22 protein-coding genes and 1 pseudogene are annotated in these 22635 nt (G+C 66.3%); 2 read left to right on the top strand and 21 right to left on the bottom strand.

Translation table 11 applies throughout. The annotated features are described in order from the left end of the window. Together ACFO0G_RS15390 and ACFO0G_RS15385 are read right to left on the bottom strand one after the other, a co-directional pair. A pseudogene (locus tag ACFO0G_RS15390) lies at positions 1 to 113 on the bottom strand (phage holin family protein); the annotation flags it as partial. Next, the gene (locus tag ACFO0G_RS15385; RefSeq protein WP_376978692.1) at positions 113 to 1006 is read right to left on the bottom strand and encodes a hypothetical protein; all 894 of its coding nucleotides are present in this window, start codon (positions 1004 to 1006) and stop codon (positions 113 to 115) included. The pseudogene ACFO0G_RS15390 and the gene ACFO0G_RS15385, both read right to left, overlap by 1 nt. A gap of 275 nt (positions 1007 to 1281) precedes the next feature. Here ACFO0G_RS15385 and ACFO0G_RS15380 point away from each other — a divergent pair, with 275 nt between their 5' ends. After that, the gene (locus tag ACFO0G_RS15380) at positions 1282 to 1815 is read left to right on the top strand and encodes a MarR family winged helix-turn-helix transcriptional regulator (protein ID WP_286400680.1); all 534 of its coding nucleotides are present in this window, start codon (positions 1282 to 1284) and stop codon (positions 1813 to 1815) included. A gap of 68 nt (positions 1816 to 1883) precedes the next feature. Here the strand turns inward: ACFO0G_RS15380 and ACFO0G_RS15375 are convergent, their stop codons facing one another. The 12 genes from ACFO0G_RS15375 to ACFO0G_RS15320 all read right to left on the bottom strand — a co-directional run bounded on the left by ACFO0G_RS15375 (position 1884) and on the right by ACFO0G_RS15320 (position 14015). Further along, positions 1884 to 2171 carry a hypothetical protein gene (locus ACFO0G_RS15375; RefSeq protein WP_286400682.1) on the bottom strand — a complete coding sequence of 96 codons (288 nt, stop codon included), beginning with the start codon at positions 2169 to 2171 and terminating at the stop codon, positions 1884 to 1886. 45 nt (positions 2172 to 2216) lie between these two features. Continuing rightward, positions 2217 to 3353, bottom strand: coding sequence for a baeRF2 domain-containing protein (locus ACFO0G_RS15370; protein WP_376978689.1), 1137 nt, complete (start codon positions 3351 to 3353; stop codon positions 2217 to 2219). 161 nt (positions 3354 to 3514) lie between these two features. Next, positions 3515 to 3856 (bottom strand): hypothetical protein, encoded by a 342-nt coding sequence (locus ACFO0G_RS15365; protein ID WP_286400685.1) that lies wholly within the window; start codon positions 3854 to 3856, stop codon positions 3515 to 3517. Positions 3857 to 3889: 33 nt separating this feature from the next. Further along, complete coding sequence (locus ACFO0G_RS15360; protein ID WP_376978704.1) at positions 3890 to 5140, bottom strand: D-arabinono-1,4-lactone oxidase; 1251 nt, start codon at positions 5138 to 5140, stop codon at positions 3890 to 3892. A gap of 43 nt (positions 5141 to 5183) precedes the next feature. Then, a complete protein-coding gene (locus ACFO0G_RS15355; protein ID WP_376978687.1) occupies positions 5184 to 6089 on the bottom strand; it encodes a pentapeptide repeat-containing protein in 906 nt (301 codons plus the stop codon). Positions 6090 to 6121: 32 nt separating this feature from the next. Then, positions 6122 to 7888, bottom strand: a complete 1767-nt coding sequence (locus tag ACFO0G_RS15350) for an amidase (protein WP_376978685.1) — start codon at positions 7886 to 7888, stop codon at positions 6122 to 6124. Then, positions 7885 to 8988, bottom strand: coding sequence for an agmatine deiminase family protein (locus ACFO0G_RS15345; protein WP_376978683.1), 1104 nt, complete (start codon positions 8986 to 8988; stop codon positions 7885 to 7887). The genes ACFO0G_RS15350 and ACFO0G_RS15345 overlap by 4 nt, the downstream gene beginning before the upstream one ends. 42 nt (positions 8989 to 9030) lie before the next feature. Continuing rightward, positions 9031 to 9747, bottom strand: coding sequence for an alpha/beta fold hydrolase (locus ACFO0G_RS15340; RefSeq protein ID WP_376978681.1), 717 nt, complete (start codon positions 9745 to 9747; stop codon positions 9031 to 9033). Positions 9748 to 9790: 43 nt separating this feature from the next. After that, positions 9791 to 10951, bottom strand: a complete 1161-nt coding sequence (rsgA, locus tag ACFO0G_RS15335; protein ID WP_376978679.1) for a ribosome small subunit-dependent GTPase A — start codon at positions 10949 to 10951, stop codon at positions 9791 to 9793. Positions 10952 to 11256: 305 nt separating this feature from the next. Next, positions 11257 to 12297, bottom strand: coding sequence for a hemolysin family protein (locus ACFO0G_RS15330; protein WP_376978677.1), 1041 nt, complete (start codon positions 12295 to 12297; stop codon positions 11257 to 11259). Continuing rightward, entirely contained in the window at positions 12290 to 13651 is a 1362-nt protein-coding gene (locus ACFO0G_RS15325) for a hemolysin family protein (RefSeq protein WP_376978675.1), read from the bottom strand. The genes ACFO0G_RS15330 and ACFO0G_RS15325 overlap by 8 nt, the downstream gene beginning before the upstream one ends. 127 nt (positions 13652 to 13778) lie before the next feature. After that, on the bottom strand, positions 13779 to 14015 hold the full coding sequence (locus ACFO0G_RS15320) for a zinc-ribbon domain-containing protein (RefSeq protein WP_376978673.1): 237 nt from the start codon (positions 14013 to 14015) through the stop codon (positions 13779 to 13781). Positions 14016 to 14161: 146 nt separating this feature from the next. Here ACFO0G_RS15320 and ACFO0G_RS15315 point away from each other — a divergent pair, with 146 nt between their 5' ends. Next, positions 14162 to 15313 (top strand): GGDEF domain-containing protein, encoded by a 1152-nt coding sequence (locus tag ACFO0G_RS15315; RefSeq protein WP_376978671.1) that lies wholly within the window; start codon positions 14162 to 14164, stop codon positions 15311 to 15313. A gap of 39 nt (positions 15314 to 15352) precedes the next feature. Here the strand turns inward: ACFO0G_RS15315 and ACFO0G_RS15310 are convergent, their stop codons facing one another. The 7 genes from ACFO0G_RS15310 to ACFO0G_RS15280 are packed head-to-tail and all read right to left on the bottom strand — an operon-like array spanning position 15353 to position 22626. Beyond that, positions 15353 to 16468, bottom strand: a complete 1116-nt coding sequence (locus ACFO0G_RS15310) for a Gfo/Idh/MocA family protein (protein WP_376978669.1) — start codon at positions 16466 to 16468, stop codon at positions 15353 to 15355. Continuing rightward, positions 16453 to 17151, bottom strand: coding sequence for a ThuA domain-containing protein (locus ACFO0G_RS15305; RefSeq protein WP_376978666.1), 699 nt, complete (start codon positions 17149 to 17151; stop codon positions 16453 to 16455). The genes ACFO0G_RS15310 and ACFO0G_RS15305 overlap by 16 nt, the downstream gene beginning before the upstream one ends. Positions 17152 to 17199: 48 nt before the next feature. Next, positions 17200 to 18204 carry a sugar phosphate isomerase/epimerase family protein gene (locus ACFO0G_RS15300; RefSeq protein ID WP_376978664.1) on the bottom strand — a complete coding sequence of 335 codons (1005 nt, stop codon included), beginning with the start codon at positions 18202 to 18204 and terminating at the stop codon, positions 17200 to 17202. Positions 18205 to 18238: 34 nt separating this feature from the next. Then, positions 18239 to 19429: a Gfo/Idh/MocA family protein gene (locus ACFO0G_RS15295; RefSeq protein ID WP_286400709.1), complete on the bottom strand. Its 1191-nt coding sequence runs from the start codon at positions 19427 to 19429 to the stop codon at positions 18239 to 18241. A gap of 29 nt (positions 19430 to 19458) precedes the next feature. Continuing rightward, positions 19459 to 20364, bottom strand: coding sequence for a carbohydrate ABC transporter permease (locus ACFO0G_RS15290; RefSeq protein ID WP_376978662.1), 906 nt, complete (start codon positions 20362 to 20364; stop codon positions 19459 to 19461). Between the two features lies 1 nt (position 20365). Continuing rightward, the gene (locus ACFO0G_RS15285; RefSeq protein ID WP_376978660.1) at positions 20366 to 21301 is read right to left on the bottom strand and encodes a carbohydrate ABC transporter permease; all 936 of its coding nucleotides are present in this window, start codon (positions 21299 to 21301) and stop codon (positions 20366 to 20368) included. Continuing rightward, positions 21298 to 22626 (bottom strand): extracellular solute-binding protein, encoded by a 1329-nt coding sequence (locus tag ACFO0G_RS15280; RefSeq protein WP_286400715.1) that lies wholly within the window; start codon positions 22624 to 22626, stop codon positions 21298 to 21300. The genes ACFO0G_RS15285 and ACFO0G_RS15280 overlap by 4 nt, the downstream gene beginning before the upstream one ends. Between the last annotated feature and the right edge of the window lie 9 nt (positions 22627 to 22635).

The raw sequence follows: 22635 nt of genomic DNA, 5'->3' as shown, positions 1-22635 counted from the left end.
CGCATCAGGGTGGACAGGTCCCGGGTCACATCACCAAACAGTTCACCCAGGGACGCGTTGTCCGCTTTCACATGCGCCGCACTGGGCGGCGGCTCAGGAATCTGGCTACTCATCACAGACCACCCGTTCCGTGGCGGCCGGTGCCGGAGGTGCCTTCGCCGCCGAAGGTTTCTTCACCGGTGTACACGCCGTTTTCGGCCCGGTAGGGGTCGTCCTCGAACCGAAGAGGGGATTCCTCTGCGGTACCCGAGGGCAAGGTGGTGGTGGAAACAGGGGCGCCGCCCACTACCGGCTCGTCGAAGAGGTCATCGGTGCCGGCGGCGTACACGGTCTCCTGGTGCAGCGGCGCTACCGGCGGCGATTGCACGGCCCGGTGCTGGCCGCTGCCCTGAGTCGAGCCTGCCTGGACCTGTCCCTGGGATTCCGGGGCTCCTGCGGTAAGGCCGCGGGTGAGGCGCCCGGCCAGTACGCCTGCGCCGGCAGCGAGGAGCAGGAAGGTGCCGGGGCGGTTGCGGGCGAAACGTGAGACCTCGTTCAGGAGGTCACCGGGCTCGCGGTTCTCCAGCCAGGACGCCACCGTGGAGGTGCGCTCGGCCGCCTGCCGGACAAGGTCGCTGGCCACGCCCTGCTGGTCCGGGGCGCTGGCCATGCTGTGCAGCTGGCTGGAAATGTTGCGCATGCCTTCGGCAGCCTTCTGCTGCTGCGTGCCGGCCTGGCTGGTCAACCCGGACTTGGCCTGGTGCAGCAGGTCCTGCGCGTTGGCCTTCGCCTCATGTGCCACGTTCGCGGCCTCACCCTTGGCAGTTTCGGCTACTCCCTGCGCGGCAGATGCGGCGTGCCCGGCCACGTTGGAAGCCTCTTCCTTGGCTGCCTGGGTCTTTGAGGTATCGCCCGAGTCTGCAGAATAGGAGGCCTGCCCGGGAGCTACCTCTGTTGCACCGTACGGATCGGTGGTGGCCGGGTCGGCGCCGGTGTGGGGGGTCTGGGGCCATTGGTTCTCTGTCATCTTCGCTCTCTTTCAGAAAGGGTTAGCTGGCGATCAAGAACCAGCAGTGCTGGCGACTTAGTAAGCAAGGTTACTAATTAGATACTAAGCACACTTCCCATTTCGATTGCAAGGGGTAGTGCATGCGTTTTCGTGTTGGGGAGTGGTAGGCGCGGATGTTGCCGGGTTGCCGGATAGTAAGCCTACTTGCGAATATGTTGCTAAGCATGCTTATTGTAGGGGTGTAGCGACGCAGGGTGACCAGCACTTCGCCAACTACAGGAAGGCCGCGGCCGATGACCAGCAATCTCGATCCGGACGCCCGGAGCAGCTACCGCCTGATCACTTTGGCGGCCCGGCTGATCCAGCGGCGGCAGGACGATGCACTGGCCCCCCTTGGCCTCACCCGTGCGGCAGTTATTGCATTGGAAGGTTTGACGGGGGGACCACTGAACCAGGAACAGCTCGCAGACGCGATCAGGGTGCAGAGCCAGACGCTGGGGCGGGTCCTTACGCGCCTCGAAGCTACGGGACTCATCACAAGGACCCGTCATGCCTCCGACCGCCGGCAGTTGAAGGTTGAGCTGACGGAGGCCGGTGTTGCGGCTGTTGAAGCGGCGCGGCAGGCCGAGGTCAATGCCTACCCGGATGATCCGGACATCGAATGGAAGGTGCTCCGGGATGAACTGACGAAGTTTGTCCGTGCAGTGCCGCTCAGCCGGGACGCCGGGGTTGTCCCGTTTGCCCCACCGGAACACCGGTCCGGACATCGACCCCAGACCGGGCGGGCAGCGGGCATGCGGGGCTGGGAACAGCCACGCCAGAACTGAGCTGTCCCGAAGTTCTTGACTGAATGAAAAGCAGTGGCCGGCCCCAACGGGCCGGCCACTGCTTTTCATCAACCTTTGTCTTCCGGTTCCTCCTCCAGCAGGCCCCGCTGCGCAAGGTCTGCGGCATCGGCCGCCTCCGGTGGCAATGGATCCGTCGCCGGTGGAACGTCGCTGGGGGCATAATCAGCCAGCCCCGCCGCCACCCGCTCCTGTTCCGCGGCCTTCTGGTAATCGTCGTCGTCAACGTCTTCCGGCATCTTGCCGTGGCCCGTACGGGTGGGAGTGGGAAGCGCGTCCTCCTCCGGGACCATTACGCTGTCGAGGACATCATCCGGGTTTTCATCTGCAGTGCTCATGGTGCACCTTCCAATTGGTAGTTCGGCGAAAAAATCAGCAGGGATTTACGACGACGGGACGTCCGGACCCGAGGACCAGCGCAGCAGTGCCGCGACATGGACGCCCTCAGGCAGGACGGGCCCCGGGACCAGGAGGACGCGCGCGTCAGTCAGCGCGGCGGCCCGAAGCAGCGCCGCCGGGGCGGGAACTTTGCCCAGGATTTCCGCACCCAGGGCCTCCTCCTTGGCCGTGGCGATCCACGGTTCCGCGGCCAAGGCCAGCATGGTCCGTTCGGACAGGGCGGCGTCATCCAGGATCAGGGTGTCCACCTGCGCCTGCTGCAGGGCATGCACCACCGCCCCCACCCCGTGGGCGGCTTCCGGGTTGGCCTGTCCTTCCCGGACCGCCAGCCTGTCCATCACGTTCTGCTGTTCCTCAGCCCACACCTCGGAAACGTGCTGGTTGACCTGGTCCTCCAGGTTGGCGCTGTCCGCACCTCCGGTATGAGTGTGGGAATCCACCTCGGACACAAGGGCCTGGCTGGCCTCGGACAGGTTGTCCTTGACCAGGCCGCGGGCCCGGATATCGCCGGCGAGGACGATGAGCCGTGCACCGCTTGCCCGGGCCACCCTGTCAATTTCGCCTGCCACTTCATCCGCGTTGCGGCGCCATACGTCCTCGGTGTGGTGCTGGAACCGCAGTTCCGACCAGCCGCCGCCGTGGAACTTGTGGATGTTCTCGGATTCGCCTTCCACTTCCCGCACGCTGCTGGGGGCGCCGGCACCCGCCCGGTACAACCGGATCTCGCCGTGTTCCCGGCTGACTTCGGCCACAACATACGGCAGTTCTTCCGGCCGGTGCTTGACCAGGGGCAGCAGGTCCGGGACGGGCTCCATAGCCACCCGTTCGGGAAGGACTAGGTCACCGGGAAGTACCTCGTTGACCTCGGCTTTCCCGCTGTGGACCAGGACGAACCTCGAGACGGGGGCGGGCAGCCCTGCTGCCGGCTGGAGTGCCTGCTCCATTGCCGCAATATCAGCTGCTGCTGCCCCCTGTGCCTCCAGCTGGGCCTGGGCGTTTCCGGGCCTGACGTCGCCGGCTTCCAGGGAGTTCACCGTTCCGGTTCCGGCAGGCACATAGGCCGTGCACCAAGGGCCGGGGCGACGGTACAGGTCGGCGTACTTCTGCAGGCTGGTGGTCACTGTTCCCCCTCCTCTGTGGTGAGGGGAGTGGAAGAGGCATTGCCGCGTTCTGCCATGACGATCTCCTTCGCGAGCGATTTAGTATCACTGGCTTACTAGTTCGTCACTTCACCGTAGCACCAACGGGCGGGCTGCTGAAGGGCCCTGCGGCCCCTTCCAGCTCAGGCGTGGCAGGCGTCCTTCAGGGCCCGCACGGAGTCCTCCGGCACTTGGTCCCCGGCCTCGGCGATCCGGTCCAACGGCGTCGTTATTTCCGTTGGGACTCCTGCCGTCCGCGCTGCCGACACCAGGCCAGCCAAGGCCTGCCGGTCCGAAGGGCTGACCAGGCCGTCTTCGACCAGGGTGCAAATCTGCCGGTTGACTTCCTGGGCTGCGCTGGAGGCGGCCTTGGACGCGGCCTCGCTGGCCGCGCTGCCCGCCGCCTCCCCGACGGCACCGCACCCGGTCAGCAGCAACAGCGCGGTGGACAGGGCGGCGGAGGTGGTGGCGTGGCGAAAGGTCATGCCTCCACCGTACGGGGGGCCGCAGGCCGGCGGCTACCGGCGGGCCGGGACGCCCAGGATGCTGTCCAGCAGCCCGTTCCGGAACTTGCCTTCGGGATCGTGCCCTGCCGCGAAGGAACGGAAGTCGGCGAAGCGCGGGTACAGCTTTTCCCAATCGTGCCCGCCGGGTGTGAACAGCTTGCCCCAGTGCGGCCGGGCCCCAAAGGGCCGCAGGGCTTCCTCCAGGACCGGAAGGAACGCCTCAACCTCTGGCTGCATGGGCTTCCAGGTGAAGTGCAGCGCCACGCTCTGCTGCCGGTAGAACGGGCTGAGCCAGAATTCGTCAGCGGCGCCGGTGCGTACTTCCGAGACGAAAAGCAAGGGCGAAAGCTGTCCAGCCAGCCCGCGGACTGCCTGGAGGGCGGCGGGGGCGTGCTCCAAGGGAAGGATGAATTCGCTTTGGAGTTCATCTCCGTTGCTGGGAGTGAATTCGTGCCGGAAGTGCGGCAGCCGGTCCAGCCACAGCCCGGGTTCGTCCAGTTGCGCCGTGCAGTTCTCCGCGGACATGTCCGGCAGGGGATGCCGCGGCCGCAGGGCGGCGGTTGCCCCGAACAGGCTGGGAAGCGCCGGCTCCTCATCCAGCGCCTTGAGCCAGACCTGGTTGACGGTGTTACCGGTGTAGTCGGTGAACAGGCTCACGCTGTAGGCGGCGGAGACGATGGCGTTGAAGTCCGCAAGGGCGTTGTCCCAGGGCAGGTCCTCCAGGACGCGCTGCCGCATCCGGAAACTGGGGCGCACTGCAAGCTCCAGGCCGGTGACAATGCCCAAGGCCCCGATGCCCACCACACTGGCCAGGAACTCATCCCCGTCCGCCCTGGCCAGCGTGACCTGCTCACCGGAGGCGCGGACCAGGTCGATGGACTCCACGGCGCCGGCCAGCGAAGGGTTGTTCACCCCGGAGCCGTGTGTTCCTGTCTGCACCGCGCCTGCCACCGAGATGTGCGGCAGCGAGGCGAGGTTGTGGATGGCAACGCCGGACTTCTCGAGGGTCCGGCAGAGCGCCCCGTAGCTCACCCCGCCGCTCACGCGTACCGTGCCACGGTTGGAATCCAGCTCCACCTGCTGTGGCAGCGCATCGAGGAGCACATGGACCCCGTCCGTGTCACCCACCCGGTTGAACGAGTGCCGGGACCCCAGGGCCTTGACGCGCGGCGATTCAGCCACGATGGCGGCCAGCTCCGCTACGGATTCCGGCCGGCGGACATCCGCGGAGGAGTATTCAAGGTTTCCTGCCCAGTTCTTCATCGAGTGGCTTTCGGTTGGCATCGGTTTCCTCCCACTGTCAGCGCTAACATTCCGGGCTGTCAAGGCGCTTCCGCTGGCTGGGCGGAACCGGGAGGGCGGCAGCCGGAGATAGCGGCGACGGGATCCAATGGTCGGGGCGTTTGAGCCCTGCGGGGAGGCGTGTGGACAGGCTGCCGCGGGCTGCGGCGATTTGTGCCTCGGTGAGGAAAAGCGCTTGGCTGAGATCGGCGTCGTCGAGCCTTGCATCACGCAGGTCGGCTCCCAAAAGGTCCACCGCCGTCAGGTCCGCACCCCGGAGGTCGGCGGCGATCAGGCATGCGCCGCGAAGGTCGGCACCGCACAGCACGGACCCGCGCAGGTTCGCTCCGGCCAGGTCGGCACCCGGTGCCAGGTCGTTGCGTTGTGGGCCGTCGGCCAAGTACCCGGCGCGGACCTCCTCGCTGACCCACCGCAGCGCTTCGCCCACCTGCAGGTGAAGGCTTCCGACGTCGGCAGTGAGGACCGTCCCAAGGTCGCCTTCCGCCACCTCCCGGACCTTTGCCTGGAGATGGCGCACCTCGTCGGCGGCGTCCGGACTGTACGCAACCGCCTCTGCCTGCGCCAGGTGCCACAGCATTTCGTGCAGCTGGCGCAGGACCCTGAAGGCGGCGAACATGTCCGGCGCTGAACCCGGGTTGTCCCGCCAGCTGGTGCCGTGGAACAGCCGTTGGCTGACGGCCTGCCCCGCACCGAAGCAGTCGAACACCGTGCAGCCGGCAAAGCCGCGCGGCCGGAGCCTGTCATGGATGGTGCAGGAAAAGTCCGCGGCCAGGTTGGGGCAGGGGGTGGCCGGCGGCTTGTCGATGGCGAAGTCCGCCGAGCGGGTGAAGCCGAACGCCGTGCAGCACAGGGCAAAGCATTGTGCGCAGTCGGGCCGGAGGGCAGCCTGGTTGGCAAGGGGCCGTGCCATCCGCCCAGACTACCCACTGCGGCTGGTTTGGGTCAGTCCCCTATTCGTACAGGCGTGGTGCGGGGCGGCGGAACCCGTCGGCGGCCCGTGGCTTCGAACGCTGCTGCCAGGCGGAGGAGTTCCGCGTCGCTGTAGGCCTTGCCCGCGAAGGTGAGGCCCACCGGCATCGCGATGTCCGCCACGAGGCCCATGGGCACGGTGACCGTGGGAATACCAAGGTGCCGGGGGACCAGGTTTCCGTTGGCCACCCACACGCCGTTACGCCAGGCGATGTCCGCCGAGCGTTCGTTAGTGTCGGCATCCGCCGGGGCAACGTCGGCGGCCGCCGGGAACACCACGGCATCCAGTCCCAGCCGGTCCATCCACTCCTCCAGGTCCACGCGGCGGGTTTCCTCGAGTCCCGCCAGGCCTTCGGGCAGGTGCGGGATGTCGGCGAGGACAGGAATGCCGTGCTCCCGGATCCAGGCAGGATAGTCCGCGATGTCGTCATCGAACCCGTCATAGCGGTCCGGCAGTGCACCGTGGGGAGCGGGGAAGATGGCGGAACCGTCGACGTCGGCGAGGCTGTTTAGCTGTGGGTCGCCGTTGGCAGCCAGGAAGTCATTCCATGCCCAGGCCGACAGGTCCACAATCTCGTGCCGCAGATACTCCGGGGACACCAGGCCGCGGGTGCCGATGGTAGGCGCGCCCGGACGGTCACCTTCGTAATTGGACACCACCGGGAAGTCCACCTCCACCACTTCGGCGCCGGCGGCTTCCAGGTCGCGGCGGGCCGCAACCCACAGTTCCAGGATGGACGCGCGCGTTTCGATCCGCTGGCCGGTGGGGCCACCGATGCCAGGCGCCTCCGCCGTCCCGGCATCAGGGTCGGCATTCATGTACATCCGGGGAATGCCCAGCCGTTTACCCGCGAGGACAGCCGCGGCGGCAGTCGCGTCCGGGACGGCGAGGTCAACGTACGACGGCGGGCGGACGGCGGATGCCCTGGGCACCTCGATCCAGGGCTGGACGCGCCAGAAATCACCGCGGGTCTGGGGGTCGTCCGCCACCACCACGTCCAGGACTTCCAGCAGGTCCGCCATGGTCCGCGCGTGCGGGACCACCACGTCCATGGTGGGGACCAGGGGCCAGTTGCCCCGGACGGAGATGACACCGCGCGAGGGTGTGTAGGCGCAGAGGGCATTGTTGGACGCCGGCGCCCGGCCCGAGGACCAGGTTTCCTCGGCCAGGCCAAAGGCAGCGAAGCTGGCCGCGGTTGCAGTTCCGGAACCGTTGGACGATCCCGAAGCGAAAGCGGCCGTGAGGAAGCTGGCGTTGTAGGGACTCTCAGCCCGTCCATATACCCCGCGCTGCATACCGCCGTTGGCCATGGGCGGCATGTTGGTCAGCCCGATCAGGACCGCACCGCCGGCCCGCAGGCGCTCGATGGTGAACGCATCGCGCTGCGCCACCAGCTCCTTGAACGCCGGTGAGCCCGCAGCAACAGTAAGGCCTTTGACCTGATAGCTGTCTTTTGCGGTGTAGGGGATACCGTCCAGCGGGCCAAGTGTGAAACCGGCCGCACGGCGACGGTCCGAGGCCTGAGCCTCTGCAATGGCGTCAGGGTTCATGACAACCACTGCGTTCAAGCATATGCCCGAAGAGTCATACTTCTCGATGCGCTCCAGGTAGAGGCGGACAAGCTCCTCGCTGGTTACCTCACACGCATTGAGGACAGCCCTGAGTCGGCTGATACCGGCTTCCACCACATCAAACTTTGCCGCCGCCTCCGGCTTCCGCGTCTGCTCCGCCGTTTTCATGCCGCACCGCCTTCCCGCGGGGCCGGCTGCTGCTGCGTGATGCAGTGGATGCCGCCGCCAAAGGCGAAGATGTCCCGTGCGTCCACCAGTTCAACGGTGCGCCCGGGATACGCGCGTTCCAGGATGCCGGCAGCGATGGTGTCATTGGGGTCATCGAAACCGCAGAGCACCACAACGTCATTCGCCACGTAGTGGTTGATGTAGGACCAGTCCACCCAACCCTCATCGTCCTTGGGCGTGGTTGGGGCGGGGACGTCGATGATGCGCAGCGGTCGGCCCAGGGCGTCCACTTGGCCGGCCAGGACAGCCTTCAGCTGCAGGTACACCGCGTGGTCCGGATGCGCAGGGTCATCCTGGCGGTGCAGCAGGATGGTGCCGGGGCCGGCGAAGGCGGCCACGATGTCCACGTGGCCCCGGGTGCCGAATTCGTCGTAGTCCCGGGTGAGCCCGCGCGGCAGCCAGATGGCCTTGGTGGTGCCCAGGGCCGCATGGATTTCCGCCTCGACTGATTCCTTCGTGGCGCCGGGGTTGCGGGCCGGATCGAGCTGCACTGTCTCGGTCAGCAGCACTGTCCCTTCGCCGTCCACATGGAAGCCGCCGCCCTCATTGACCAGGGCTGACGGACGGACCGGTGCGTCCACTCCTGCCGCTACTGCGCGTGCCACCGTCTGGTCCTTTCCCCAGGCGGCCCAGTCCTGGGCGCCCCAGCCGTTGAAGATCCAGTCGACCGCGGCCAGTGAGCCGTCGGCGGCGTGGACGAACGTGGGGCCGCTGTCCCGCAGCCAGGCGTCGTCGAGCGGCACCTCCACCACGTCGATGCCGCTGCCGAGCCATTCCCGGGCAGCGTTGGCGTCCCGTGGATCTGCGACAACTGTGACGGGTTCGTAGCGCGCAATGGTGCGGGCCACCTTGGTCCAGGCCGCCCGTGCCCTGTCCAGGGTGGAGCTTCCCAGCGGACCGAAGGTGTCATTGGGCGGCGGGAAGGCCATCCAGGTGCGCTGGTGCGCTTCCCACTCAGCGGGCATGTGGGTGGTGGTGCCGATTGAAGCGTGGTCAGGGGCGGCGTTGCCCTTGATTGCGGTCGAATAAATGAATGCCATTCATTTATTATGAAGACGGCGTTGGCCACGCGCAAGAGTATTTCAGGCTTCGTCCACATCCGTACGGTCAACAGCCGCCAGAATGGCCCTGGCCAGTTCCTTTGGCTTGGTGAACTGCGGCCAGTGCCCGGTAGGCAGGTCGATGTACTCTACGTCCCGGACCCTGGCCAGCTCTGCGACGAAGGGGTGGCCGGCGGCGATCCACTCCCGGAGCATGGCGGACGGAAATTCGCAGGTGATCACGGTGGCGGGCACGTCGTAGCGCCGCTCGTCATGCAGCTGCTGCTTGCCGTAGGCCACGCCGCGGGGCTCCGGTACTGCGCGGACCCGGAATGCCTGGCGAAGGCCGTCGTCGAGGTCAACCAGGTCGGCGTCGTCGAAATCCTCCCAGCGCGGCAAGGGCACGTCGTCCCCGACAGCCCGCAACTCGTCGTTGATCACGCCGCCTTCACCCAGGGGTCCGCTGTCCACATAGATGGCCCGCTCCACCTTCTGCGGCCTGGCGTCCACGGCTCCATGGATGATGGCACCGCCGCCGGAGTGCCCCACCAGGACCACCTTGCCGGGCAGGCCGTCCAGGACCTGCACCACCGCATCGATGTGGTCCTGCAGGTTGATGCCCGACCGGCTGGCGTCCACCGCCTCCTTTCCGGGAAGGGTGAGGGAATGGGTTCGGTGTCCTGCCGCTTCCAGCGCTGGCACCACCGCCTCCCACGACGAAGCATCCAACCAGAATCCGGGTACCAGGATGATGTCCATGACCGAACCCTACTCCCCACTCCCGACACCGAGCAGGGCATTCCTACCGCTTCCGCTTCCGGTCCTTCCCTCCGTTTCGGCTCCCGCGTTCAGAGGCCTCGCGCTCCGCCCAGCGCTGCGACTTTCCCGCCGTCACCACCTTCTGGTGCCACTCGCGGTGGTACGCCCGCTGGGCCGCGATGTCGGACCGCCGTGCCAGCGCTGCCAGCTCCCGCTGCATCTTCAGGTAGGAGTTCCAGCGGCGCTCGGGCAGGGCTCCACTGTCGATCGCCTCCCGGACCGCGCAGCCCGGCTCCTTCCCATGGCCGCAGTCCGCGAACCGGCAGCCGGCGGCCAGTTCCTCCACGTCGCCGAACATCCCGCCCAGGCCTTCCCCGGCATCGAACAATCCGAAGCCGCGCACCCCCGGCGTATCCATCAGCACGGTGCCGTTGGCCAGCGGCACCAGTTCCCGGGAGGTGGTGGTGTGCTTGCCTTTGAAGTCCCCGGACCGCACTTCTCCTGTCTGCTGGACTTCACGGCCCACCAGCGCGTTGATCAGGGTGGACTTGCCGGCGCCGGACGGGCCCAGGAGCACGATGGTGCCGGCGGGCGGGATGCGGGACATCAATTCGTCGATCCCGTCGCCGTTTTCGGCGGACGTGGTGACCACCTCCACGCCCGCCGCCTGCAGGATGACTTTCCCGACGACGTCGTCCGCCACCTGTGCCAGGTCCGCCTTGGTGATGATCACCAGCGGGGTGGCGCCGGAGTCCCAGGCGGCAACGAGGGTGCGTTCGAGCCTGTTGTGCGTGAGCGGCCGGTCCACGGGAACCACGATCCCTACGGTGTCCATGTTCGCGGCCAGGACCTGCTCCTCGGAGGAGTCCTCGAACGCGCGCTTGCGGCTCAGCTCGGAACGCCGGGGGAGGACTGCCAGGATCTGGCGATCGCCGGCACGGTTGGGTCCCGTCCAGACCCAGTCGCCGGTGACCGCCGGGTCGCCGGACAGCGGATAGGGCAGGTGGAGCAGCGCGTCCTCGACGGCAACCAGCAGCAGGGTGCGGTCAACGCGGACCACGCGTCCCCGTCCCGTGGCGCCGGGGCAGGGGTGCTGATCGAAGTGGCGGGCGACGGCGGGGGTGTAGCCGTACGCGGTCAGGGTGCGGGTGGGTTGGATGGCGCTTGAGGTGTTGTCCAGGGCGTTGCCTGAAGAATTGTGCACGGTGGTTTCCTCGCGAGGGTCCCCGGTGCCGGAACGCTATGGCGGACAGTTGCCGTCAGTCAGGCGTGTGCAGCCGGGAGGATGGGTGATGGAGTGGGTGCGGGGCGCTCAAGGCGCGCGGCAACAGCAGTCATCAAAACCACCTCCCATCCCTCGTGCGGGTTTTCGTCCTCCTGCCGGGGACGGCAGGGTGGAACCGGGCCCCACTCTAGTACCCGCCGCCGTCGGGCACTAGGGGCAGCACAAAAAAGGGCGCGGATCCGGCTGCTGATTGAGCCGGACCCGCCGCCCCCTTGGAAACCGGGCTAAACGCTGGTGGCGTCCTGCACCTCGCCCACCAGTTCCTCGATGATGTCCTCGAGGAAGAGCATCCCGGTGGTCCTGCCATCGGCGTCGAACACCCGGGCCACGTGGGCTCCGGTCCGCCGCATCGCCGCCAGTGCATCCTCAAGGTCCGCGCCGGCAAATGCCGACGCCAGGCGCCGGACCCGTTTGGGCGGGACCGGCTGGTGGAATTTCTCCGCCGCGGTGAGGTCCATGACGTCCTTGAGGTGCAGGTAGCCATCGGGCTCCCCGGCAGTGTTGGTCAGGATGTAGCGCGAGTACCCGTGCCCGGCCACGGCCTGCTGGATGTCCGCCGGCGTGGCGGATTCCGGCAGCAGCACCATGTCGGCCATGGTCACCTGGACGTCCGCCACGGTTTTGGCGGTGAATTCGAACGCGTTGGTCAGTGCGCCCGTGGTGTCCGTCAGCACGCCGTCCCGGGTGGACTGCTCCACAATCGTGGCCACCTCGTCCAGGGTGTACGCGCTGGTGGCCTCGTCCTTGGGCTCCACCCGGAAGAGCCGCAGGATCGAGTTGGCAATCCCGTTCAGCGCCCAAATAACGGGCTTGAACACCTTGGCCACCATGACCAGCGGCGGCGCAAGCAGGAGGGCCGCACGGGTAGGCACTGAGAAGGAGATGTTCTTGGGCACCATCTCGCCCACCACCACGTGGAGGAAGGTCACCAGCAGCAGCGCCACGATAAACGCGATGATGCTGATCGCCTCATAGGACAGGGACGTCAGGCCCAGCGGTATCTCCAACAGGTGGTGGATCGCCGGTTCGGAGACGTTCAGGATGACCAGGGAGCAGACGGTGATGCCCAACTGGCTGGTGGCCAGCATTAGAATCGCGTGTTCCATGGCCCACAGTGTGGTTTTTGCCGCTTTGCTGCCGGCCTCGGCCTTGGGCTCGATCTGGGAGCGGCGGGCGGAGATGACGGCGAATTCGGCTCCCACGAAGAAGCCATTGACCACCAGGAGCACCGCCAGCCAGATGATGCCGGGAAGGTATTCACTCATGGGTCAGCTCCTGGGTCAGGCTGTCGATGATGCGGTCGTGCGGGCTTCGCGGAGGCTCGCCGGACGCGGCGGGCGTGAAGCGCAGCCGCTCCACGTGCATGCCTGCCACGCGCTCCACGCGGAGGGTGCCGCCGTCGACCTTAACCTCATCGCCCAGTTCGGGCAGGCGGTCCAGGCGGTCAGTGACGAACCCGCCCACGGTGTCGTACTCGTCCCCGTCGGGGACCTCGATTCCGGTGCGGTCCAGCAGTTCGTCCGGCCGCAGTGCGGCGTCGAACGTGATGGACCGGCCTACGCGGACAACGCCGGCGCGCGCCCGGTCGTGCTCATCCTCCAGTTCGCCCACGATCTCTTCCACCAGGTCCTCCAGGGTGACGATCCCGGCGGTGCCGCCATGCTCGTCCGAAACGATGGCCACCTGGAGCCCCTGACGCCGCAGCAGGCCCAGGAGGGTGTCCACGCCCATGGATTCCGGCACCCGCAGCGGCTCGATCATGAGCTCCGCCGCGGCAGTACCGGCCCGTTGGTCCAGAGCCACGGCGAACGCCTGCTTGACGTGCAGGAGGCCCAGGACGTCGTCCCGGTCCCGCCCGATCACGGGAAACCGGGAGTAGCCGGTGGCCGTGGCAAGCGAAACGATGTCCTCTGCGGTGTCGGACAGGCCTACGGCCGCCATCCTGACGCGCGGGGTCATGACATCAGCGGCACTGTACCCGGAGAAGCGGAGCGTGCGGCGCAGCAGGGTGGCATGGTCCAGGTCCAGGACACCTTCGACGGCGGAGCGGCGCACCAGGGAGCTCAGCTCCTCCGCGCTGCGGGCACCGGAAAGCTCTTCCTTGGGCTCAATTCCGAACCCGCGGATGATCCTGTTGGCAGTGTTGTTGAAGAGCAGGATCACGGGCTTGAACACGGCCGTGAAGAGGGCCTGGAATGGCACCACCACCTTGGCCGTAGCCAGCGGCAGGGCCAGGGCGAAGTTCTTGGGGACAAGCTCGCCCACCACCATCGAAAAGACCGTGGCCAGGAAGATTCCGGCAACGGAGCCGACGGCGGGCACCAAGGCTTCGGCCAGCCCCGCGGACTGCAGCGGGCCGCTGAGCATGCGGCTGATGGCCGGTTCGAAGGTGTAGCCGGTCAGCAGCGTGGTCAGGGTGATGCCCAGCTGCGCCCCCGAGAGGTGGGTGGAGGTGATCCGAAGGGCTTTGATGGTGGGACCAAGGCGCTTCTCGCCGCGGGCTTGGCGTGCTTCGAGATCGTGCCGGTCCAGGTTCACCAGCGCGAACTCCGAGGCGACGAAGAAGCCGGTGCCGACGGTCAGGACCAGGCCGATGCCCAGCATGATCCATTCATACATTGGGGCGCCCCTCTCCTGTGGTGGCCGGTGTTCCGGTCAGGTGGCAGAGGGGCCAGGGCATGTGTGAAGGAGGGTCGTCCATATCCGGTTCAACTCCGCGGCTGGCGGAGAAGTTCCGGAGCGCCTCTTACCGGCGCAGCTCCAAGGCCCGCTTCTGCCGCCCGCTGATGGACGAAACGTAGCCGCAATTGGTGCAGGTGATCCGGAACTTCCGGGACACCGTGAGCACCGGGATGAAGAACAAGGTGAACTTTGTGGCTTGTTCCTCAAGGAGGTGGTGGATGAAGGCGCAGCAGTGCGGGCACGTTGCCGTCTTGCCCGGCAGCGCCTTGAGCACGGTCTTGAACCCGAAGAGGAGGAGCATTGCGCGCCTTTCGTTGTCCGAATGGTTAACCTCCCACCCTAGGCGAGTTTGGCTGGTCCACATCCGGGGTAGGGATGCTTTGCGCCATGTGGGTGGTGCGATACTGGCGTGGGCAGCATTAGGGCTTTTGGGGGGACTTCTGGCACATGGTTCTGGATACGGCGACCCTGCGCATCGCTTTTGGCCTGATGGCCCTGGTGCTGGTGGTCCTTTTCTACTTTTCCGCCTACCGGGCGACGCGCTCGCCGTACAGTGCGTGGTGGTGCGGGGCCTTGCTGTTCTTCCTTTCCGGATCCGGCTGCTTCCTGCTGGACGGCACGCCACAGCAGTGGTGGGCCAACCCGCTGGGTAATACACTGCTGGTGCACGGCGGGGTTGCTGTGTGGGCGGGCGCGCGCTCACTGCGGACCGTGCAGCCACCCAAGTGGGCCTTTACCGGCATCCCCCTTGTCACCCTGGTGGCGTCCCTGCTGGACCACCCCGCCACCAACACCTGGTCCGGCGGTCCCGTGTTCCTCGCCGCGATGAGCCTGACCGTCGGACTGGCGTCGCGTGAGCTGTGGCGGCTTGAGCCGGGCTATTCGCGGGTGCGCATCCCCATGGCGGTGGCTGCAGGCGGCCTGTCCGCTTACTATTTCTTCCGCTGGCTGGCGTTCCTGGTGGAGGGCCCGGACGGTCCGGTTTTCGTTACCGTTTTTGGATCGGCCGTGACCACCATGGTGACTATGGTGCTGTTGGTGGTGGTGTCCTTCAGCATGGCCGGGTTGAGCACCGAACAGCAGACCCGCGCCCTGCGGGTGGTTGCAACCCGTGACGACCTCACCGGACTCCTGAACCGCAAGGCCTTCCTGGACCTCGCTGCCGAACAGCTTGCCGACCGCACCATCACCGGGGGCTCCGGCGCGCTGATCCTTGCCGACCTTGACCATTTCAAGGTGGTCAACGATACACACGGCCACGCCGCCGGCGACCTGGCGTTGCAGGCCTTCGCCGACGCCTGCGTTGCCACGGTCCGCTCCACCGACCTGGCCGGCAGGTACGGCGGGGAAGAGTTCGTGATCCTGGTCCCCGGGGCAAGTGCTGAACGGGCCGAGCCGATCGCGGAGGAAATCAGCAGTCGCCTGGCAGGTGCTGCAGCGCCGGACGGCATGGAGATGCCCACCGTCAGTTACGGCATTTCAACCTACGACGGCGGGACCTCCGATGTGGACCGCCTCATCGCCGCAGCTGATGAGGCCCTGTACAGGGCCAAGTCATTGGGAAGGAACCGCGCCGCCCGCAGCGATGAGCTGCACTAGCTGCACTGCGGCGGGCGGCGCGGTTCCGGTTCCGGGTGGCTACTTGGACTGGAGGGCGTCTGCCTGCTCGGCGAGGACGGTCAGTGCCACGCTTTCCGGCCGCTCAACAGTGCTCTGGATGCTGACCGTCATGCCGCTGTGCGCGGCCTTGAGGACAGATTCCATGACCTCCAGGGCGTGGTAGGCCAGGGCCCCGCCCGCGCGGGGTTCCTTGCCCTGCGGGGTGGTAGCGAGATCCGCGATGCCGAACCCGCGCCCGGCATCGACGTATCCTGCCGAGGCGGGGAGGGTTTCCCAGTCCTCGGCGCCCAGGGAGAACAGCTGGACGTCGCCGTCGAAGTGGTTGGGGTCCGGCACCACCAGGGAGCCGCGCTCGCCGTGGATCTCGATGTTCGGCGACTTGGACTTCACGGCGTCGAAGCTCATGAAAAGGGTGGAAAGCGCTCCGGAGGCGTGGACCAGGATGCCGGTGACGTGGGAATCGATGGTAACCGGCACCTTTTCACCCTGCCGCGGCCCCGAGCCGATGGTCCGCTCGTTGCGGGTGTGGCTGGCCGCGCCGAGCACCGACACCACGGGGCCCAGCAGCGTGACCAGGGCGGTGACATAGTAGGGGCCCATGTCCAGGAGGGGACCGCCGCCCGGCTGGTAGTAGAAGTCCGGGTTGGGGTGCCAGCGTTCGTGGCCCGGGGTCACCATGGTGGCTGATGCCGAGATGGGGGCGCCGATGAGGCCGTCGTCGATGGCTTTGCGGGCGGTCTGGATTCCGGTGCCCAGCACGGTGTCAGGGGCACAGCCGACGACGACCCCCGCCTGGCGTGCCGCGTCCAGCACCTTGCGTGCCTCTTCAGTGGTGGCCGCCAGCGGCTTTTCGCCGTAGACGCTCTTGCCGGCCTCGATCGCCTTCAGTGCGACGTCGGCGTGCGCCGCGGGGATGGTCAGGTTCAGGACCAGGTCGACGTCGTCGGCGGCGAGCAGTTCCTCCACGGAGACGGCGCGGACGCCGTCGTAATCATCCGCTACCGCCTGGGCCCGGGCAGGATCCAGGTCCGCCACGGCTACCAGCCGGACTTGGTCCAGCCGCCGGAAGTTGGTGAGGTATTGGGCGATAATGGCTCCGCAGCCAATGATTCCGACGTTCAACGGCTTGCCCACAGCAGGCCCCTTTCGATGATGGTGCGTACGTTCTGGTCCTGGAGGATTTCCACGCGGTGGCCGGGCGTGCAGACGAAGATCCGGCCCTTGCCCCACCGGCGGGTCCAGATGGCGGGGGAGGTCACTTCGCGGTGCCAGGGGTCCCACTCGCGGACTTTCTGGGTGGTGGTGGCCAGGACATCGATGTAGTCATCTGCGAGGACCCAGTACTGCTCGGTGACCAGTTCGAAGTCCTTGATGCCCGTGGTGATGGGGTGCTCCGCGGCGGCGGGCAGCATGTTGACGGTGTAGGGAACGTAGTTGTCCGACTGTTCGCCGACGCATTCGTCCGGGTGCTTGCCGGGGTGGCAGGCGAACTGCCCGCCGATGAGGTGCAGGTAGTCGGAGGTGTTCCTGTACGAATCGGCGATCCCGCCGTGCCAGCCGGCCAGGCCGGTGCCGTTCTCCACGGCTGCCCGCAGTCCGGCAAATTCGTCCTTTTCGATGGTGCTCATGGTCATGCACTGCACGATCAGGTCCACCCCGGCCATGTATTCGGCGTCGGCGTAGACCTTGGGGGATTCTTCCACCCGGACCTCATAGCCGTTGTCCTTGAGGTAGGGAATGAAGAGTTCGGTGGCCTCGTAGGGCTGGTGGCCGTCCCAGCCGCCGCGGACGACCAGCGCATTCTTGCGATCTGTCATTGAAGTTTCCTTTGTTTGGCTGCCGGCGTGTGCCGGCAAAGCGAGGGGTCAGCGGCTGGCGAAGGCGGCGTCGAAGGCAGCTGCCGGCGGAGCGATCCGGGCCAGTTCCTGGACCATGGCCAGCGCCTGCGGGGCGCCGATAAGGCGGTCCATGCCGGCGTCCTCCCATTCGATGCTGGTGGGACCTTCGTAGCCGATGGCGTTCAGGGTCCGGAAGATCCGGTTCCACTGGACATCCCCGTGCCCTGCTGTGACGAAGTCCCAGCCGCGCCGGGGGTCCGCCCAGGCGAGGTGCGAACCAAGGCGGCCGTTGCGGCCGTCGAGTTGGCGGACGGATTCCTTGACGTGGACGTGGAAGATCTTGTCCGCGAAGTCCTGCAGGAACATCACGGGGTCCAGGTCCTGCCAGATGAAGTGGGAGGGATCGAAGTTCAAGCCGAAGCTCTCGCGGTGCCCGATGGCTTCGAGCGTGCGCTTGGCGGTCCAATAGTCGTAGGCGATTTCGGACGGGTGGACTTCCAGGGCGAACCGGACGCCCTCTTCCTCGAAGACATCGAGGATGGGGTTCCAGCGGTCGGCGAAGTCCTGGTAGCCGGCATCGATCATTGCCTGGGAGGCCGGCGGGAACATGGCCACCGCCTTCCAGATGGAGGACCCGGTGAAACCCGTTACGGTCTTCACGCCCAGGCGGGCGGCTGCCCGCGCGGTGTCCTTCATGGCCTCCGCGGCCCGGCGGCGTACCCCTTCGGGCTCGCCGTCGCCCCAGGTCTCCGCGGACAGGATGTCCCGGTGGCGCTCGTCGATGGGGTCGTCGCACACGGCCTGGCCGGTCAGGTGGTTGGCGATGGCGAACACCTTGAGGTTGTTCTTTTCGAGGATGTCCAGGCGGCCCTGGAGGTAGTTGTCGTCCTCGGCGGCCCGGCGTGGGTCAAGATGGTCGCCCCAACAGGCGATCTCCAGGCCGTTGAAGCCCCACTCGCCGGCGAGCCGGGCCACCTCCTCGAAGGGCAGGTCGGCCCACTGGCCGGTGAAAAGCGTGATTGGTCGTGTCATGTGCGTTCCTAGATTGATCGAAGCCGTACTGTGCTCAGACTTTTTGCCACTGGCTGGAATTCGCGGCGCTGGACTCCACGGCGGCCAGCACCCGCTGCACCTGCAGGGCGTCCGCGAACGACGGTTCCGGTTGGCGGCCCTCGCCGATGGACGTGACGAGGTCCACCACCTGGTGGGTGAAGCCGTGCTCGTATCCCAGGCCGTGGCCGGTGGGCCACCAGTTCCCCACATAGGGGTGCTCGGGCTCGGTGACGAAGATCCGGCGGAAGCCTGCGTCGGGGGATTCTGCCGCGTCGTAGAAGGACAGGACGTTCATTTCCTCGAAGTCGAAGGCGAGGGAACCCTTGGTGCCGTTCACCTCCAGCCGCATGGCGTTCTTCCGGCCCAGCGCGTAACGCGTGGCTTCAAAGACGCCGATGGCACCTGCGGATGTGCCGCCGTCGAACTTTGCACTGAAAATGGCCGCATCATCGACGGTGACCGCCCCGCGCGGGGCGTCGCTGCTGAGGTCGCCGTGCCCGCCGAGGCCCACCAGGTCGCCGGCCAGCGGGCGTTCCCGGACGAAGGTCTCCAGCATGGCCGATACCCCGCTGATGTTCAGGCCCGTGACCCACTGGGCGGCGTCGATGCTGTGGGCTCCGATGTCACCCAGGGAGCCCGAGCCTGACTTGCTCTTGTCCAGGCGCCAGGTCATGGGGGCGTTGGCGTCGGAGAGCCAGTCCTGCAGGTACTGGGCCCGGATGTGGCGGATCTCGCCGAGCCTGCCCTGTTCCACGAAACGTTTGGCCAGTGCCAGCGCCGGGGTGCGGCGGTAGCTGAAGCCGCACATGGAGAAGACGCCGTTCTTCGCGGCAGTCTCCGCCGCGAGCGTCATCCGTTCAGCCTCCTCCACGGAGTTGGCCAGCGGCTTCTCGCACAATACGTGCTTGCCGGCCTCAAGGGCGGCGATGGCAATCTCGGCGTGGGTGTTCCCGGGCGTGCAGATGTCGATAAGGTCGATGTCGTCGCGCTCGATCAGTCGGCGCCAGTCAGTCTCAACCGAGTCCCAGCCGAGCTTGTCCGCCGCGGCACGGACGCCGTCGGCATTCCTGCCCGCTACCGCGGTGAGCTGTGGCTGCAGCGGCAGGTCGAAGAATCGGGGTGCGGTTCGCCAGGCGTGGGAGTGGGCTGCACCCATGAAGGCGTAACCCACCATGCCGACCCGCAGGGTCTTGGCGGTGGTCATGTCGAAAGTCCTTTCTTAAGGCCCGGGCGTTACTTGCTGAAGCCGGCGGTCAGGCCTGCCAGCAGCTGGCGCCGGCCGATGACGTACAGCACCAGGATGGGCAGGGTGCTGAGCACCACCGAAGCGAGAACGGCAGGGATGTTGACGCTGAATTCACCCTGGAACGTCCACAGGCCCAGGGGCAGGACGCGCAGGCTGGGGCTCTGGGTGAGGACCAGCGGAAGCAGGAACCCGTTCCAGACATGCAGCCCGTTGTAAATGGCAACCGTCACGATGGCCGGCCGGGTCAGGGGAAGGGCCAGCCGCCACATGGTCTGCCACTCGCTGCAGCCGTCCAGCCGCATCGACTCGAACAGTTCGTTCGGGACATCGCGGATGAAGTTGGACAGGATCAGCACCGTCAGCGGGATGGCAAAGGCAATGGACGGCAGCATCAGCGCCAGCAGGCTGTCATAGAGGTTCAGCCGGATGATCATCAGGTAGATGGGGATGATGGTGGCCTGCAGCGGGATGGCCAGCCCCATCAGGAACATGCCGTTGACCAGCTTGAGGAACCTGCCGGCGCCGCGGACGATGGCAAACGATGCCATGAACGAGATCAGCACCGTGGGAATCACGGAACCGAGCGTGACGATCGCGCTGTTCAGGAAATACTGGGCGAAATCCGCCTCAAGGACAGACTGGTAGTTCTCGAACGTGGGCTCGGTGGGCAGGGACAGCGGATTCTGGCCGAAGTAGCCGGCCTGGGTCTTGAGGCTGGTGACCACCACGTAGTAGACCGGCAGGATGATGACGGCCAGCCAGATCCAGCCGCCGAGGCCGCCGGGGATGTTCAGTCGCCGGAGCCTTGTGCCGAGTCCCCGGTTGGCGGCGGCAGTGCCGCCAACCGATCCGGTGCGGGCCTCCTGGGTATTGCTTTTCAGGACGGTACTCACCCTACAAACCTTCCAATTGGCTGCCCTGCTTGTCCTTGCCTCCAAGGCGCTGGAGGAACAAGGCGAGTGCAAGGCCGATGATGACGAGAATGACGGCGATGACGCTGGCAGGGCCCATCAGGTTGGCCCGGAAGCCCCGGAGGTACATGTCCAGGGCCAGGATCCGGGTGGAGTTTCCCGGTCCGCCGCCCGTAAGGACGAAGATCAGGTCGAAGTAGGTCAGCGAACCCACCACCATCAGGGTGGAGGAGGTGATGATCGTGTACTTCAACTGCGGAAGGGTGATGTGGAAGAACTGCTTGATGGTCCCGGCCCCGTCGATCTGGGCCGCCTCGTACAGGGACCTCGGGATCTGCCGCACGCCGCCTTGGTAGATGAGCGTGTGGAACGGCACGAACTGCCAGGCGATGACGAAGATGACCAGGCCGAGTGCCAGGTGCGGGACACCCAGCCAGTCCTGGGCAAGGAACGGCAGGCCCAGGCCGGTTGCCAGGCCGAAGTTGGGGTCCAGCAGGGCCTTGAAGGCGATGGCGACGGCGGCGGATGACAGCAGCAGGGGCAGGAAGTACAGCACCGCCAGGACTGCCCGGTACCGCTGGCTTCCCGCGGTGAAGACGCCGAGCAGGAGGCTGATGGGTGTCTGGACCAGCCAGGAGACGATCATGATCAGGAAGGTCAGGCCCAGGGCGTTGTACAGTCCCGGATCTGCCAGCACGGAGAACCAGTTGTCCAGTCCCGCCGCCCCGATGGCACCAATGCCGTCCCAGCTGGTGAAGCTGAGGATGAGTACACCCGCCAGCGGGATGACGGCGAACACCAGGAAGAAGAACAGTGCAGGGATGGTCAGCCACGCCAGCGCGGCCTTGCGCTGTTCGGTCTGCTTGGAATTCCTGACGCCGACGTTGGGCCCCGGGGCGGTGGAGACGGCGTTACTCATTTCCCGAGGGTGCCGTTCATGTTCTCGGCGAACTGCTGCGGCGTGATCGACTTCAGGAACAGCTGGTCGATGTTGTTCAGCAGGGCCTCGGCGGCGGTGGGGCTCAGTGCCTGGTCCCAGGACTGCTGGAAGCTGGGGGCGTTCTTTGCGAGGTCGTAGACGAAGTTGAGGAAGTCCTTGTCCGGGGACGTGTTCAGCTTGCTTTCGATGCCGTTGACGATGGGGACGGAGCCGGAGTTGATGTAGGCGTCGATCATGGTATCGGTCATGATGCCGTCCTTGAGGAACTTCTTGGCGGACTCCTTTTCCTTGTCGCTGGCCTTGGCGGAGATGGACTGGTAGTTGGCCGGGTTGCCGACGCCGTTCTTGGGGTCGCCCTTGCCGCCGGGAAGGGTGGGGAACTGGACGAAGCCCAGCTTGCCGTCCTGGACGAAGTTCTTGCCGTCTTTCTTCATCGGACCGTAGGTCCAGGAACCGTGCAGCATCATGGCAGCCTTGCCGGTGTAGAGCAGGGCCTGGTCTGCGTTCGAATCGGCTGTGATGGAGGAGAAGCCCTTGATGAAGCCGTCAGCGGAAACCAGTTCCTGGATCTTGGTGCCGGTCTCGATGACTGCGGGGTCCATCCAGGCATTGGGCTTGCCTTCGAAGATTGCCTTGAACACGTCGGGTCCGCCGATGCGGTCCAACAGGTATTCGAGCCACATCATTGAGGTCCAGCGCGACTGGCCGCCCAGGGAGAAGGGTGCCACGCCCATGCCGTTGAAGGTCTTGACCAGCGACATGACGTCGTCCCAGGTCTTGGGCGGCTGGACGCCGGCCTTCTGGAAGAGTTCCTTGTTGTAGAACAGGACGATCGGACCGACATACATATTGGGCAGGGCATAGATCTTGCCGTTGACCGTGGCGGCGCTGAAGGTGGACGGGAAGAACTTCTTCTTCAAGTCCGGTTCGGAGTCCAGCCAGCTGGTGAGGTCTTCAACCTGGTTTGCCTCGGCGTAGGTCTTCAGCGTGCCGCCGCCCCAGTTGTAGATGATGGTGGGTGCCTGGTTGGCGCCGATGGCGGTCTTGATCTTGGTCTTGTAGGCGTCGTTCTGGAAGAACGTGATGGCAATCTTGTTGTCCGGGTTTGCCTGGTTGAAGGCATCGACAGCCTTCTGCATGTTGGTCTGGTTCGGCTCACCGGACAGGAACCACATGCTGGCGCCGCCATTGCCGCTGGAGGCACCCGGACCTGACGTACCGCAGGCAGAGGTTGCGGCAACGGCAAAGGGAGTAAGGGCAGCGAGGGCGAGGAAAGAGCGCCGTGAGGTCTGGGGTTGCTTCATTGCTTCTCC

Origin of the sequence: Arthrobacter sedimenti, assembly GCF_042652025.1 — a bacterium.
Classification (GTDB): domain Bacteria; phylum Actinomycetota; class Actinomycetes; order Actinomycetales; family Micrococcaceae; genus Arthrobacter; species Arthrobacter sedimenti.
The sequence above is the reverse complement of the archived record's forward strand: the minus strand, read 5'-3'. Positions and strand labels throughout refer to the sequence as shown.

Coding starts and splice junctions, on each gene's coding strand:
- ACFO0G_RS15385 (WP_376978692.1), bottom strand. CDS start 1,006: ATGACAGAGAACCAATGGCCCCAGACCCCCCACACCGGCGCCGACCCG.
- ACFO0G_RS15380 (WP_286400680.1), top strand. CDS start 1,282: ATGACCAGCAATCTCGATCCGGACGCCCGGAGCAGCTACCGCCTGATC.
- ACFO0G_RS15375 (WP_286400682.1), bottom strand. CDS start 2,171: ATGAGCACTGCAGATGAAAACCCGGATGATGTCCTCGACAGCGTAATG.
- ACFO0G_RS15365 (WP_286400685.1), bottom strand. CDS start 3,856: ATGACCTTTCGCCACGCCACCACCTCCGCCGCCCTGTCCACCGCGCTG.
- ACFO0G_RS15360 (WP_376978704.1), bottom strand. CDS start 5,140: ATGAAGAACTGGGCAGGAAACCTTGAATACTCCTCCGCGGATGTCCGC.
- ACFO0G_RS15355 (WP_376978687.1), bottom strand. CDS start 6,089: ATGGCACGGCCCCTTGCCAACCAGGCTGCCCTCCGGCCCGACTGCGCA.
- ACFO0G_RS15350 (WP_376978685.1), bottom strand. CDS start 7,888: ATGAAAACGGCGGAGCAGACGCGGAAGCCGGAGGCGGCGGCAAAGTTT.
- ACFO0G_RS15345 (WP_376978683.1), bottom strand. CDS start 8,988: ATGGCATTCATTTATTCGACCGCAATCAAGGGCAACGCCGCCCCTGAC.
- ACFO0G_RS15340 (WP_376978681.1), bottom strand. CDS start 9,747: ATGGACATCATCCTGGTACCCGGATTCTGGTTGGATGCTTCGTCGTGG.
- ACFO0G_RS15330 (WP_376978677.1), bottom strand. CDS start 12,297: ATGAGTGAATACCTTCCCGGCATCATCTGGCTGGCGGTGCTCCTGGTG.
- ACFO0G_RS15325 (WP_376978675.1), bottom strand. CDS start 13,651: ATGTATGAATGGATCATGCTGGGCATCGGCCTGGTCCTGACCGTCGGC.
- ACFO0G_RS15320 (WP_376978673.1), bottom strand. CDS start 14,015: ATGCTCCTCCTCTTCGGGTTCAAGACCGTGCTCAAGGCGCTGCCGGGC.
- ACFO0G_RS15315 (WP_376978671.1), top strand. CDS start 14,162: ATGGTTCTGGATACGGCGACCCTGCGCATCGCTTTTGGCCTGATGGCC.
- ACFO0G_RS15305 (WP_376978666.1), bottom strand. CDS start 17,151: ATGACAGATCGCAAGAATGCGCTGGTCGTCCGCGGCGGCTGGGACGGC.
- ACFO0G_RS15300 (WP_376978664.1), bottom strand. CDS start 18,204: ATGACACGACCAATCACGCTTTTCACCGGCCAGTGGGCCGACCTGCCC.
- ACFO0G_RS15295 (WP_286400709.1), bottom strand. CDS start 19,429: ATGACCACCGCCAAGACCCTGCGGGTCGGCATGGTGGGTTACGCCTTC.
- ACFO0G_RS15285 (WP_376978660.1), bottom strand. CDS start 21,301: ATGAGTAACGCCGTCTCCACCGCCCCGGGGCCCAACGTCGGCGTCAGG.
- ACFO0G_RS15280 (WP_286400715.1), bottom strand. CDS start 22,626: ATGAAGCAACCCCAGACCTCACGGCGCTCTTTCCTCGCCCTCGCTGCC.